6 protein-coding genes are annotated in these 14,265 nt (G+C 59.2%); 3 read left to right on the top strand and 3 right to left on the bottom strand.

The genetic code is table 11. From position 1 onward, the window contains the following. Positions 1-20: 20 nt before the first annotated feature. Entirely contained in the window at positions 21-3,542 is a 3,522-nt protein-coding gene (locus LJD29_RS16430) for a TonB-dependent receptor (protein ID WP_446742640.1), read from the bottom strand. A 274-nt stretch (positions 3,543-3,816) separates the two neighbouring features. Between LJD29_RS16430 and LJD29_RS16425 the strand changes: the two genes are divergently transcribed. After that, positions 3,817-4,833 (top strand): zinc-binding alcohol dehydrogenase family protein, encoded by a 1,017-nt coding sequence (locus LJD29_RS16425; RefSeq protein WP_446742639.1) that lies wholly within the window; start codon positions 3,817-3,819, stop codon positions 4,831-4,833. On the opposite strand, the gene LJD29_RS16420 is transcribed toward LJD29_RS16425, so the two are convergent. Both LJD29_RS16420 and LJD29_RS16415 read right to left on the bottom strand, forming a co-directional pair. After that, positions 4,830-7,586, bottom strand: a complete 2,757-nt coding sequence (locus tag LJD29_RS16420; protein WP_446742638.1) for a DUF5695 domain-containing protein — start codon at positions 7,584-7,586, stop codon at positions 4,830-4,832. The two genes, LJD29_RS16425 and LJD29_RS16420, sit on opposite strands and share 4 nt — an antisense overlap. A gap of 17 nt (positions 7,587-7,603) precedes the next feature. After that, positions 7,604-9,988, bottom strand: coding sequence for a beta-L-arabinofuranosidase domain-containing protein (locus LJD29_RS16415; protein ID WP_446742637.1), 2,385 nt, complete (start codon positions 9,986-9,988; stop codon positions 7,604-7,606). A 108-nt stretch (positions 9,989-10,096) separates the two neighbouring features. Between LJD29_RS16415 and LJD29_RS16410 the strand changes: the two genes are divergently transcribed. Both LJD29_RS16410 and LJD29_RS16405 read left to right on the top strand, forming a co-directional pair. Next, positions 10,097-11,878, top strand: a complete 1,782-nt coding sequence (locus tag LJD29_RS16410; protein WP_446742636.1) for a DUF885 family protein — start codon at positions 10,097-10,099, stop codon at positions 11,876-11,878. Then, positions 11,875-14,163, top strand: coding sequence for a S9 family peptidase (locus LJD29_RS16405; RefSeq protein WP_446742635.1), 2,289 nt, complete (start codon positions 11,875-11,877; stop codon positions 14,161-14,163). The genes LJD29_RS16410 and LJD29_RS16405 overlap by 4 nt, the downstream gene beginning before the upstream one ends. Positions 14,164-14,265: the final 102 nt, after the last annotated feature.

Below are 14,265 nucleotides of genomic sequence, written 5' to 3'. Positions count from 1 at the left end.
CCGGCAAGCGCTCGCTGCCTTTAGAACTGGTACCGAACACCGAACTGGGTGTGTCGTGGTGTGTACCCTGCGGCCGTCGAGCTGATGATGCCGAACGCAGGATCTTCGTAGTCATAAGCCGGGAAGGCAAAGCGCGGCGTGTTGGTGAAGTTGAAGAAGTCGGCATGCAGTTCCAGCTGCGTGTCGCGTGGCAACGTCACGTTCTTCGAGAACGCTACGTCAAAGTTATGAATCCCATCTGCGCGGATGTTCGAGAAGTAGCGCGGCGCGTTGCCGGCCTGCTGATCGCCCGGATCCGCGAAGCAAGCCGAATTGAGATAAGGCTGATCCGTGTACGCAGCATGATGCACACTCATGCCCATCTTCACGTTGCTGCAGACAACATCCGGCCGCTGGTTTCCATCTTGCAGGCGAGGGTTCGCCATGCTGATCGGCATCGGCTGACCGCTCTGGAAGGTGAAGGTCGTAGAGCCCTGCCATCCACCCACAGCAAGATCGACAAAGCGATTCATCCTGCTGCCGATCAGCCTTCCCCGGCCGAAAGGCAATTGTGCCACTACCGCTGCTACAAATCGATTGGTCGCATCGTTCGCACTCAGCGACCACTCACGCTTCAGGTTGTCCAGCTCCTGCGGATTGCCGCTATCCAGATTGCCGACAAACGCATTGAACCCGGTCGAGGAGTTATCTTCCGCCTTCGACCACGTATAGTTGCCTTCAAAAGACAGGTAAGCGTTCGCCCGCTTCTGGAAGCGCACCTGCATCGAGTTGTACCAGGAAACCGCCGCCAGTTTCGGAAGTCCCTGGAAAGCCCCATCGAACTGCGGATAAGGACGCAGCAGGTTCACCTGCGGAATCTGGTCGTCTCCATAGCGCGACTCCGGCTCATTAAACTGTGCATTTGCCCCCGAGAACAGCGGCTGAAAGGGATTGTTAACCAGAGCATTCAGCTGGTCGCTGGTGTAGTTTCGGCGAACGTCAGACGGAATGAAATTGCGGTTACTGGTGCTGTTATAACCGCCCCATGGCAGATGCGTACTGTGGTTCGCCGAGTAGTCGATACCCAGCACTATCTGTCCCGGAAACACCTGCTGAATGCCAAGATTCCATTGGTAAACTTCGGCATTGCGCGCTTCCTCAAAATCCAGGTTGTTGCCGTTGGAAAGACCCCACTCCGCCTGGGCACCGTACTTCGTGCCCTGTGCCGGCTGAATGCCTCCTGGAAACGGATTGCCCAGCGTCGCGTAACGATCGACATAGTTGTCCTTGGAGAAGAAGACCGACGGCGCGCTGCTGAATGCTGTCCCAGGATATTGGAAGTTTGTAGCAACGTTCATGCCGTAATAAACTCCAGCACCGCCGCGAACCACCGTCTGGTTGCTCACCTGGTAGGCAAAACCCACGCGCGGAGCCCAGTTGTTGCGATCCACCGGGATATTGCGCTGCGAGCCTGTAGCGAAAATCGTCGTGCCAAGCGGCGTCCCCAGTCCGGGCACATTCAACCCGCTGCTTGCCGTAAAGTCGTCGAACTGCTCCAGGTTATGCCGCTCCGTGTAAGGAGTACTCCATTCATAGCGCACTCCAAGATTGAGCGTAAGCTTCTGCGTCAGCTTCCAGTTATCGATCGCATAAAATGCCGTCTCGCGTGAAAGGTCCGCAACCGCCCGGCTCACGGTGATGCCACCCGTGTCTCCATACCCGATCAGGATGTTTGCGAAGGAGTTGCCCTGCGTACCGTTAGCAGTATCGTAAGGCGAGCCCGAGCTGACCGTAGGATCGAAGCTGAACCAGCCATTCGGATAGTTCGGCTGGAAGAAGTTGTTATAAAACAGCCGCTGCTCACCACCGAACTTCAGGCTGTGCTTGGAATGCGTCCACGAAAACGCAGACGAGTAATTTACCAGCGTATGCGCGAACTGCGTATCGACGCAGCACTGGCTGAAGAGCGGAGTGAAGCGCGAGTAGTCGCCATAAGAGTTCGGCAGAATAGCGGGCATCCGCTTGATGCTGTCCTGCTCAATGTATGACGGAAAACCGAACGACGTTGGATCAGGTGTCTTCGAAAAGCTCGGCTGCGAAACGCGGTCCACGCCAAAGTGGCTCACCCATAGCGTGTTGGCAGTCGGAGTATAAGTGTACTCAATGCCATCATTGTAAACATCGGTCGTATAGTTCGTACCATCGTTGAAGATATCGTCGAAGAACACCGTCGGCGTGCTGCCGTTGCTATGCAGAAAGCTGTAACGAAGATTCAACTGCGAGCGCTGGCTGAAGTTCTCGTCCAGCTTCACATCGAACTGAACACTGTTATCACCGCTCAGGATCACGTCCCGAAAGTTGTTCGTGCCAATGCCCGGGTCACCCGCCTGGTTCGCTGCAGGATAGTAATTGAGCAGCTTCTGTCCGATCGCGTCGATCTCGTTCTGAGGAATCTTGTTGCCCGCATATGGCGTACGCGTACCATCCGGCGTAGTCGTAAACGGATCGAAGATCTGGTTCTGCACCAGGTTGCCATCCGCGTCATACGCGTAGGTGCTGGAGAAGTCGCCGCTCCGCTCAAGCTGCGTGGGCACCGTGGCAACAATATTGACCGGCGCACGGTCGCGGATCCACTCCAGGTCGACAAAGAAAAATGTTTTGTCCTTCCGGATCGGGCCGCCAACCGAGAAGCCTGCCTGGTCGCGCTGGTGATCAGGCACCGGCCCATCGTTGAAGAAGTCGCGGGCGTCAAACGTCGAGCGCTGGCCATACCACCAGGCACTGCCATGGAAGTCGTTCGTGCCCGACTTCATCACCGTGTTCACAACCGTTCCGCCATTGTTGCCGTATTCGGCGGAGAAGCTGTTGTTCTCCACTTTGAATTCCTGCAACGCTTCGACCGAAGGCTGATAGAACACATTCGATGTTCCGCCTTCGCCCTGCTCCGGAGCGCTCGTCAGGTTGCCGTCAAGGCGAATCTCTGCAGTCGCATTGCGCTGCCCGTTCGATACATAGTTCGTACCGGAGGGGTAAGAGTTCTGCACGCCTGAACCAGTCGTCTCCGTCACTCCGCCTGCAAGAAATGTAAGTCCAAAGAAATCGCGGTTCACCAACGGAATCTCGGTCAGATACTTGCTCCCAACATCAGTTCCCAGTGTCGCGTCATCTGCATCCAGAAGCACCGGCACCGCGCTTACTGACACACTCGTCGAAACCGACGCCGGCCGTAACGTCACATTGAGCGATGCCTGCTGGTTCACCGTCAGCACGATATTGTCCTGCTCTACGGGACCAAACCCCGGCGCCTCGATCAGCATTTTGTAAGTAGCAGCCGAGAGCGCGCGGAAGTTGTATTCGCCCTTGCCGTCAGTTACTCCGCTGCGTGAAATATTGGTGGCAACATCGGTAAGTGTCAGGTGAGCATTCGTGATAATCGCTCCGGAAGGGTCGGTAATGACTCCTCGTAGCCCAGCTTCGCGCACAGACTGTGCGCCAAGAGCGGGAATGAGCATAAGCAGCAGCGCGAATCGACAAGCAAAGACACGAAGGGTGAACACAGGCATAGCAGCCTCCATAAATGGATCTCTGGTTACCGTTGGTTCCGAAATGGTTATTTTTACTATTTTTTGATTTCGCTTGTTGAGCAACTTACCGTTGCCGACTCATGGAGTCAAGAAAATTGTTAAATCACGATGAGTTTTTTGTGATTTCGCTCGCTGATTTTTATTGGCGTAACCCGTACTTTTGCCGACAAATGTTTATGGCCTTCTCCAGATGTCTCCGCACCGCCTCCCCGCTATGATCCGTAACAGTGTCCTTTCACGCAGGGAGTAACGAATGAAAGCTCTGGTACTGCATGAGCCAGGAGTTATCAGTGTCGAAGATGTCCGCGAGCCGGAGCCCAGGCCACGCGAAGCCCTGTTGCGGGTTCGCCGTGTTGGCCTCTGCGGAACCGATCTCAATTCTTACCGTGGCCGCAATCCGCTGGTTAGCTTTCCCCGCATTCCCGGCCATGAAATCGCCGCAACCATCGTCGAACTACCAGAGGACACCGGCATACTGCGCGTCGGCATGGATGTAACACTCTCGCCCTACACTGCCTGCGGAAGCTGCGCCGCCTGCCGCAACCATCGCCCCAACGCCTGCCGGTTCAACCAGACCATGGGTGTGCAACGCGACGGCGCACTCGCCGAATACATCAGCGTGCCAATCGAAAAGCTCTACACCGCGCGGCTCGGCATTAAAGAACTATGCCTCGTCGAGCCACTCACCGTCGGATTTCATGCAGCAGCGCGCGCCCAGGTAAAAGAGCAGGATCTCGTGGCAATCTTCGGCTGTGGAGGAGTCGGACTGGGAGCCGTATCGGCGTCGAGCTTCCGCAATGCCATCACCGTGGCCATCGATATCGACGACCGCAAGCTGGAGATAGCACGCCGCGCCGGAGCCACCCACACGATCCACTCGCAGCGGCAGGACGTAGCATCCGTGCTCGCCGAACTCACCTGCGGACATGGGCCGGACGCGGTCATAGAGGCCGTCGGCACGGAGGAAACCTTCCGTGCCGCCGTCGAATTGGTCTCTTTCACCGGCCGCGTCGTGTATATCGGCTACGCGAAGGAACCTGTCGCCTACGAGACCAAACTCTTCGTCCAGAAGGAGCTGGACATCCGCGGCTCACGCAACGCGCTGCCTGAGGATTTCCGCGAGGTCATCGCGATGCTCGAGCACGGCAGCTTCCCTGCCGACGCGGCCATCAGCACGATCGCTCCGCTGGAAGAAGCACCATCGCTGCTCCGAGCATGGGATCAGGAACCAGCGCGCTTCACCAAGATCATGCTCGCTCTCGACTCTTAGCTGGCGGGAGAAATCTCAACAGCCTGCACACCAGGCGAAATCCGCAGAGACAGCTCCTGCGGTTTGTCCCCGTCCGGACGGAAGGCAATCGACTGTTCACCGCACACCAGCCTGTAGTCATGCGGAGGCAGTCCCCTGACGATGACCGTCGCACTTCCTGTGCCCGCAGTTTCCGTCTCCAGCGTAAAGGCAATCTTCGGCACACCGGCAGACCACTGGATCGGCTTCTCTTTCGCAAACCTTGCGCCTGTTACTTGCATGTCAAGCTTGTGCTCGCCGGTTCGCGCGTGAAACCTGCGGCGCACGCCATCGCGCGGCACAATATGCATCGTGCCTCTCTCAGCTTTCATCTCGCCGCCAAAGCAGAACGTACCGAAGATGGGATCGTCTGCAACAATGGTCGCTGCCGTACGCAACGCGCCGGTAAATCCAAGATCGGATTCAGATGAGTAATACCATGGCCCGCGATGATGCGGCTGCCCCAGCCATGTCATTCCTCTGGCCGCCGGTTCAAAGCCTCCGCCACTGCCGCCGTCGTTTGCCTCGGACGGAAACCAATACCCAAAACCGGATTCCTTCGTGCCGGTGTTCATCAGCGCCCACGCGCTCAGGTACGAGGCATAACCCAGGCGCACCGAAGCTTCGGCTTCAGTGCGATCGTAGAGCGCATGATTCAGAACGCCCCAGCCGCCCATCTGCGACATGTAGGTCAGCGTGAAGGCATCGCCGCCTTCGCCGCGATAATCGCTGCCGTAGTAGTAGTAAGCCTTCTCGAGCACACCGCGGCAAAAGAGGTTGGCGCGAATCTGGATCGACGAAAACTTCTTCGCCTCCGCTGGAGTAACGCCTTCCATCTCCGGATGGTCCAGCGCATAGCGCGCCAGCGCCTGCGTCGATTCAAAGCCGGTCGAATCGAAGGCATACTCCGATCCAAACAGGTTCGGACCACCGTTCACGAAGAAGCGAACCTTCTTCTCCCAATGCTGGCGCAGCTCAGCGGCGTCTTCGTGGCGGCCAACCGCGTCCAGCTCTTCCATCAATTGCAGAAGAATGACCTCGTTGTAGTAGCCGGTCTGGTAGGCCGACCACTCCACAACGCGCCAGGGCACGGTAAAGAAAGCAATGGCAGTGCCATAAGCACGATCGAGATACGTATCGCGGCTCAGCCTCGTATGAATGCCGGGAAAGTCACGCGCCACACGATATATGCCGAAGTACATGACGACAATGTGTGAGTAGTCATACGCGCGCCAGTAGTGGCGCTTGCCCTTCGGTCCTGGATCGCTGCTGTCACGATTCTGCTTCCAGTCAAGAATGCCGTAGATGCCGTAGCTGTCGCTCTCTTCAGTCGTCCGCTGCAACCCGCCCCACACAAAGTGCTCGATGTAGTCGTCCATCGCCGTCACTTCCGCCTGCAACGGAAACTCCGCATTCTTGCTCGCGAGATAAGCAGGCTTGCTCAAGCCGGGATCGTCGCAGGTCACCTCGTACACGCGCCAGCTGCGGATGCGATCATAGTTCTCCGGCGAAAGCTGCACCTGCGTATCCATCGCCCATTCGCACAGCAGCCCATTAAACCACTTGCTCGTGTCGCGCACCTGGTGCTTCGCAATGAAGGCAGCGCGCTTGTGGATCAAGGTCTCCAGCGGTTCGGTCGAGAAGAACTCCAGCCGCGTCGTCCGTCCACCGGCCTGGTGCAGTGTGAGCATGTTTTCGCCCAGCCGCGAGAAACGAACCCGGTACAAGCTGTACCCATTCTTCGCGCCAACAGGCTCAATCGTCGTCTCCTGAGGATGCTCCGCTTCAATCTGCACTACGTGCTCGCGAGAACGAAGCGCAATGCAGGTGAAGAGATCCGAAGGCACCGTCATACCCGGAGCAATTTCAACATCGATCAGGTCCGCATCGATCAGCCGCTCACGCACACCCTCATAATCCTGCGCCCACCCCAACTGGAACGCATATTCCCGCTGCGCCCCGGCAGCAAGCGGAAGACTCGTATGAGGCTGTCGCCATCGTCCACCGGCAGCGGCAACAGCTTCGCCCGCCGCAGCCGAATGAACATAAGCGCGATATACCGGCGGCTTGTCCTTCTCGTGCGGCGTGCGATCCCAGTACTCGAGCGCAGTATCACGCTCGGGAGTCATCACCAGATAGGGTCCCACACTGTTCGAGCGCATCCAGAAAAGAAAAGACCCATGGCCCGAAACAAAGCTGTGCTTCAGCACCGATCCCGTCGGCGGCTCATCGCCCTTGAAGGTCGAGTGCATCGGCAAAGGCAGCGCTACATCGCCTACCTCGATCTGTTCCGCAGAGAGATTTCGCAGCGCAATGCTCCAGCGCAGCACCTTGTCATGCGGCTCCATACGAACCGTCATCGAAAGCGCATCGCCGTGCTCGTCCGATGCACGGTACTCCGCCGCACATCCTCCGCCTGCAGCCTCCAGAACCTTCACCTGCGCGGCCGCAAGCGTCTTCGAATCGAGCTTCTGCCACGCTCCGCCAGTGCGCCGCCATGCGATAACGATCGTTCCAAGCGCCTCGCCGTTGGCAATGTAGTCGGTTGGGAAAGCATCCCCAGCGAAGCGCAGGCTGGTAAGCACGCCATTCGCAGAGGTGAGCACGAAGGGCGAACCTCCCCCGCTAACCATGGCCAGCGCGTTCTTCCGCGAGGCCAGCGCAAGCGCCGCTCCACCCATAACCGGCCCCTTCAGAAACGCGCGCCTGCTCAGCTCTGCAATCGAGTCGCTCATCGTGCTCTCCAGATTTCTTACGCTGTAGGTTGTGCCGCCGAGCCGTTCGCAGTGAACAGCCGCACGCCGAAGACCGGTCCGGCCGTCGAACGGTTATGCGGCAGAAAGCGAATCTTCAAAGAGCTCTTGCCCTTCGTCAGCGCCTCCGGCAGCGGATACTCAACGTCAAAGAACTTGCCCGGATGGTCGTTCTTCAATGTCTGCGTCGCGACCTTTTCGTCATCGACAAGAATGTCGAACGAGTTCCCGCGCTCGCCGCCCCAGTACGTCGCCTGCAGCACCAGCGGACCCGGCTTGGTCTTCATCGTGAACTCGAAGTATCCACCCGAACGCGCATCGCGTCCCTGCTTGCCGCGATAGGTCACCGGGTAAGACTGCTCCGAAGTCAGGCTGTGATCGCGCTCCGGCTGCATTTCGCCCAGGTGCATCACATCGACCGAACGCGCCGCGATATCGCGCGCATGCGCCTGCTCCGCGGCGAAGATCTTCTCCTGCTCCGCCCACTCGACCTCGGTAAAGCGGATGAAATAAACCGCGCTGCGGCGGCGATACTGCGAGTAGAAAGGCACAAAGGTCAGGTCTGCGGGACGCACAATGCCATGCGTCGCATAAATACCCTTGTCCGCATCTTTAGCTGTGAAAGCCTGCACAAGGTTCTCGCCTACCATCGCCGGATCGTCGCTCTCCCACTTCTCATCGACCGATCCGAGATCGGCCGCAAGCACCATCGGCCCGCGCAGGAACGCCACCACGTGCGCATCGCCCGGCGTCTGCTCCTGCCGTACCTCAAGCGGAAGCGCAATCGCAATCACATCGCCCTGCTTCCACTTGCGGTTCACCAGAGCATAGCCGCGCTGCGTGTCGAACTCGGCAGCCTTACCGTTGACCGTCGCCTTTGCACGGCCCGCAGCCCATGCAGGCACACGCATCGCAATTGTGAAGTGCTCGGACTTTTTCAACTCACTAAGCGTCAGCTTCGATTCAGGCTCGAAAGGATAGTTGGTTTCCAGCCGCACCTTCGCCTTACGCTCCTTCCACTCCACCTCCGAAGGAATGTACAGGTTCACCATCAGCGTGCCGTCGCCCTGCCAATAGATCGACTCACCATGCTTCGCGTGACTCTCCATCCCCGTGCCCACGCAGCACCAGAAGGCGTCCTCGTGCCGCGTCGAATAGCCGCGCTCCGCGCCCGTCATCAGCGGAGTCATGTACGTAAAGCCCCCCGTCTCCGGATCCTGCGCCGCCATCACGTGATTCAGGTGCGCGCGCTCGTAGTAGTCGAACCAGCTTCCATCCGGCTGCCAGCTGTAAAGGTGGCGCGTGAGCTTGAGCATGTTGTAGGTGTTGCAGTGCTCGCAGGTCTGCTCGGTGATGTGCGCCGAGATGGTGTCGGGCTCCGAAAAATACTCGCGGTCGGCATTGCCGCCGATCACATAGCTGTGGTGCTCCGTCACCGCCGTCCAGAAGAAGCGCGCCGCATCGCCCGGCGCGGCATCGCCCGTCAGCTCATGAATACGCGCCAACCCCACCAGCTTCGGCACCTGCGTATTCGCATGGAAGTTCGCCAGCTTGTCCTGCCCGGCCTCCAGTGGATCGAGCACGCGCCGGTCATAGAGCCGCTCCGAGATCTTCAGCCAGCGGTCGTTCTTCGTGCGCGCATACAGCTCCGCGTAGCTCTCATTCAGGCCGCCATACTCGGTGTTGAGCATCTTCTGCATCTGGTCGTCGTTGAGCGCGTCAAAGACGTTGGCAAAATATGTCGCCAGCCCCGTCGCCACTTCGAGCGCCGTCGCGTTATCGCAACCGGCATTCACATCCAGCAGTCCCGCAAAGACTTTATGTACCGTATAAAGCGGCGACCACGAGCCGTTCAGATCGAAACCACCCGAGTGAATATCCCCGCGCTTCACTTCATCGAAGATCTCGATGCCATCGACGATCGTGCCGTCCTTGCGCTTGCGCCCCAGCGCGCCCACATAGCCGTTGCCGCGCGCCTTCTGCGCACGCGCCAGTTCCCCGACGATGTAAACAGCGCTGTCTCGGCAATCCGTGTCACCGGTCTGCTGATAGACCTCCACCAGTGCGGTCATATAATGGCCGAGCGTATGGCCAGCAATGGTGTCGCGCTCCCAGCCGCCATAAATCTCTCCCTTCGGCTGCAGGCCCGCATAGAGCATGAAGTTGTGGAGCAGCCGATCCGCGCTCAAGCTCAGCAGGTACTGGCGATTCTTATCGACCGCCGTCGCATAGGGCGAAGGCAGCAGCCGGACCGAAGCCAGCGGCAGTGGGTCGGCATGCGACGGCAGCTGCAAAGCGGCCGCGCCAAACGCATAACGGGGAAAACCAGCACTGGCAGCCACAGTGGCAGCTCCCAGCAGAAACTCACGGCGATTCGCAGCCATTCCGGCACCTCGGCTAGAGTGTATACAAATTCGTATGCTACCTTGAAGCATCCTGTCAATTTTTCCTCGGCGCCCCCCGAAAACGGCGCCAGGCCTCCAGGAGTAGGAATGCGACGTCAAAGCTGGCTGTCAGCTCTCGCCTTTGCTCTACCCTTCACCGCCATGGCCGCGTCCGCTTCGGGCGCGCCAGTCATGCCGGACGTCATCACCCGCTACCATGCCGACCTGCGCGCGCTCGAGGAGTCCTACACGGTGCGCTACTCCGCGGCGCGCCTCGACCGCATCCAGCGCTTCGACGAGGACCAGCTCGCCGCACTGAAGAAGCAGAACTTCAACAGCTTCTCTCCAGACGACCAGCTCGATTACCTGCTCCTGCAAAACCTGCTGCGCGGCGACCTGCATCAGATTTCGCTGCTCCGCACGCAAAGGCAGGCCATGTCGCCAGTGCTGCCCTTCGCGCCGGCAATCGAGCAGATCCTCGAGAAGAAGCGCCTGATGGAGCGCCCCGATGCGGAAAGCACCGCCGCCACGCTGACGCAGATCACGGAGACCATCCAGCATGCCGAGCGCGATCTCGATCCGCACAAGACTCCCGGCCATCCGGCAGTCGATGCCGTCACCGCCAATCGCGCCGTCGGAGCAGTTACCGATCTGCAGCGCAACCTGCACACCTGGTTCGACCAGTACAACGCCTACGACCCGCAATTCACCTGGTGGGACGCCAATCCCTATCACGAAACCGACAAGGCCCTCACCGGCTACATCGAGTTCCTGAAGAAGTCCCTCATCGGTATCGCGCCTGACGACAAGACCACCATCATCGGCGATCCCGTCGGCCGCGACGCGCTGATGAAAGAGCTTGCCGTCGACGGCATCCCCTACACGCCCGAAGAACTCATCGCCATTGCCGAAACCGAGTACGACTGGTGTATGAAGCAGATGCTGGCCGCCTCCCATGAAATGGGATACGGCGACGACTGGCATCGCGCCGTCGAAAAGGTCAAGACCATGCACGTGCCGCCTGGCGAGCAGCCCGAGCTGATCCGCAAGCTGGTGATCGAGGGCGCTGAGTTCGTCAAGAAGAACGATCTCGTCACCGTGCCGCCGCTGGCAGACGAAACCTGGCGCATGATTATGATGACGCCCGAGCGCCAGCTCGTAAATCCCTTCTTCACCGGCGGCGACGAGATCAGCGTGTCGTATCCCACCGACACCATGACCTATCCGCAGCGCGAGATGAGCATGCGCGGCAACAACATCCCCTTCGCGCGCGCCACGGCCTTCCACGAGATGATCCCCGGCCACTTCCTGCAGTACTACATGGGGCAGCGCTACCATCCCTATCGCCGGCCATTCGAAACACCCTTCTGGGTCGAAGGCAACTCGCTCTGGTGGGAGATGCTCTTCTGGGATCGCGGCTTCGACCAGACGCCCGAAGAGCGTGTCGGCGCGCTGGTATGGCGCATGCATCGCTCCGCCCGCGTCATCTTCACCATGAACTTCCACCTCGGCAAGTGGACGCCGCAGCAGTGCGTGCAGTTCCTCATCAATGCCGTAGGCTTTGAGCCGGACAACGCCACCGCCGAAGTCCGCCGGTCTTTCGATGGATCAGTTGGACCGCTCTATCAAACCGCCTACCTCATGGGTGGATTGCAATTCCGCGCCATGCATCACGAGCTCGTCGATTCGCACAAGATGACCGACCGCCAGTTCCACGACGCCATCCTGCAGCAAAACGCCATGCCCATCGCCTACCTGCGCGCCTATCTCGAACACGAAAAACTCACCGCCGACTACACGCCTCAGTGGAAGTTCTACGGCGAGCATCCCGAGCACGCGCCAACCAGCGCGCCGACAAACACCCCCGCCAATGTTCAGGAGGCCAAGTGAAAACGCCTGCCCTGCTGCTGCTCGCAGCCATCTCTGCCTCCGTTCCAGCCGTTGCAGCGGTCACGCGTGAAAACTTCACGCACGCCGCCGACCTGCAAAAGAAATACCACGGTCTCGCCACAAAGATGGCCACCGAAGCACACTGGGTCGAAGACGAACACGTCCTGCTCTACGGAGAGAACGACTCCGGCAAGCTCGACTACTATCTCTACGACGCGGACGCCGGCAAGACCACCCTCGCCTTCGATCGGCAGAAGATCGCAGCAGCGCTCTCCTCCGCGATGCACGACGAGGTCAAACCAGACGACCTGCCCATCCACGGCGTCGAGCTGCGCGATCACCACACAAAGCTGCACTTCCTCATCGGCTACAACCGCTGGAACTGCGATCTCACAAAGTACACCTGCCAGCGTCCGCACGATGACGACGATCAGCCGGTCGAAGATCCCAACCTGCATCCTGAAACACGTAATAGTCACGATCACCAATCGGCCTCGCCTGACGGTAAGTGGAAGGCGATGGTGCTCAGCTACAACGTCGTGCTCCAGTCGTCAGACGGCAAGCAGACCATCAACCTGAGCACCGACGGCTCCGAAGGCAATTACTACGACTTAGGATCGCTCTCCTGGTCGCCCGACTCGAAGCACCTTGCCGTCTATCGCATCCGTCCCGGCTATCGCAGAATCCTGCGCTTCGTCGAATCCTCGCCGAAGAACCAGTTGCAGCCGCTCTACCCCGAGACGGTCTACACCAAGCCCGGCGACGTGCTTGACCTGCAACAACCAGTACTCTTCGACATCGCCTCGCACAACCAGACAAACATCGACAACACGCTCTTCCCCAACCCATTCGATCTCTCCTCGCTCGACTGGTGGAAGGACAGCCGAGGCTTCACCTTCGAGTACAACCAGCGCGGACACCAGCTTTACCGCGTCATCGAAGTCGACGCCACAACTGGCAAAGCGCGTACACGGATCGACGAACCCAGCGACACCTTTGTCGATTACCGCCGCCTCATCCCCTCGCAGCAGGACACCGGCAAGATCTATCGTCACGAGATCGACGACGGCAAGGAAATCATCTGGGCATCGGAGCGTGACGGATGGGAACATCTCTACCTGCTCGACGGCGCAACCGGAGCCATCAAGAATCAGATCACGCACGGTGAATGGGTCGTGCGCTCAGTTGATCGCGTTGATGAAAAGAATCGCGTCATCTGGTTCTCCGCCAGCGGCCGCCATCCCGATGAAGATCCCTACTTCGTCCACGCCTACCGCATCAACTTCGACGGCTCCAACCTCACCGAGCTGACACCCTCCGCAGGCAACCACACGGTCAACTACTCGAGCGACGGCACCATGATGGCCGACCTCGTCAGCACCGTCGAAAACCCTCCCATCCTCAGCATCGCTCACACCGAAGGCACATCGCAGCCGGTAGAGCTGTTGCATGGAGATGTGACAAAGCTCAAGGCCGCTGGCTGGGCACCGCCCGAGCCCTTCCACGCCAAGGGCCGCGACGGCAAAACCGAAATCTGGGGCGTTGTCTACAAGCCCGCGCACTTCGACCCCAAAGCCCACTATCCTGTCATCGAAGACATCTACGCCGGCCCGCAGGGCTCTTTCGTTCCCAAGAGCTTCACCACCCGCGCCCAGCCGCTTACCGAGCTGGGTTTCGTCGTCGTGCAGATCGACGGCATGGGCACCAACAACCGCTCGAAGGCCTTCCACAACGTCGCATGGAAGAACCTCAAGGATGCCGGCTTCCCCGATCGCATCCTCTGGCACAAAGCCTACGCGGCAACGCACCCGTGGTATGACATCACCCGCGTAGGCATCTTCGGAACCTCCGCGGGCGGCCAGAACGCCATGGGCGCGCTGCTCTTTCATCCCGAGTTCTACAAGGTTGCCGTCGCCAACAGTGGATGTCACGACAATCGGATGGATAAAATCTGGTGGAACGAGCAGTGGATGAGCTGGCCCATTGGCCCGCAATACTCCGAGTCGTCCAATGTCGACAACGCATGGCGCCTGCAGGGCAAGCTCATGCTCGTCGTCGGAGAGCTGGACGACAATGTCGATCCCTCTTCAACCTTCCAGGTAGCCGATCGCCTCGAAAAAGCTGACAAGGACTTCGACCTCCTCTACGTGCCAGGAGGCAAGCACGGAGCAGGCGGAGCCTACGGTCAGCGCAAGCTGCAAAGCTTCTTCGTCAGGAACCTGCTGGGTGAACCGGTGCCCAGCTGGAACGAAGACACTGCGAAAAACGCACCCCAGGCCAGGTAAGAAAGCTTACAAAGTCGGCGCAACGCTTCTTTCCCGGAGCGTTGCGCTTTTTCTTTGCCCAAAAGCAGCGAGCGTGTGAATTGAATGCGAAAAAATCGCTAA

The organism is Silvibacterium acidisoli (assembly GCA_022870745.1).
In the GTDB taxonomy this organism is placed as follows: Bacteria; Acidobacteriota; Terriglobia; order Terriglobales; family Acidobacteriaceae; genus Silvibacterium.
This window is presented reverse-complemented; position numbering and strand designations above follow the sequence as displayed.

Bases quoted from the DNA above. Each gene is read 5' to 3' on its own strand.
- LJD29_RS16430 (WP_446742640.1), bottom strand. From the start codon at position 3,542: ATGCCTGTGTTCACCCTTCGTGTCTTTGCTTGTCGATTCGCGCTGCTG.
- LJD29_RS16425 (WP_446742639.1), top strand. From the start codon at position 3,817: ATGAAAGCTCTGGTACTGCATGAGCCAGGAGTTATCAGTGTCGAAGAT.
- LJD29_RS16420 (WP_446742638.1), bottom strand. From the start codon at position 7,586: ATGAGCGACTCGATTGCAGAGCTGAGCAGGCGCGCGTTTCTGAAGGGG.
- LJD29_RS16415 (WP_446742637.1), bottom strand. From the start codon at position 9,988: ATGGCTGCGAATCGCCGTGAGTTTCTGCTGGGAGCTGCCACTGTGGCT.
- LJD29_RS16410 (WP_446742636.1), top strand. From the start codon at position 10,097: ATGCGACGTCAAAGCTGGCTGTCAGCTCTCGCCTTTGCTCTACCCTTC.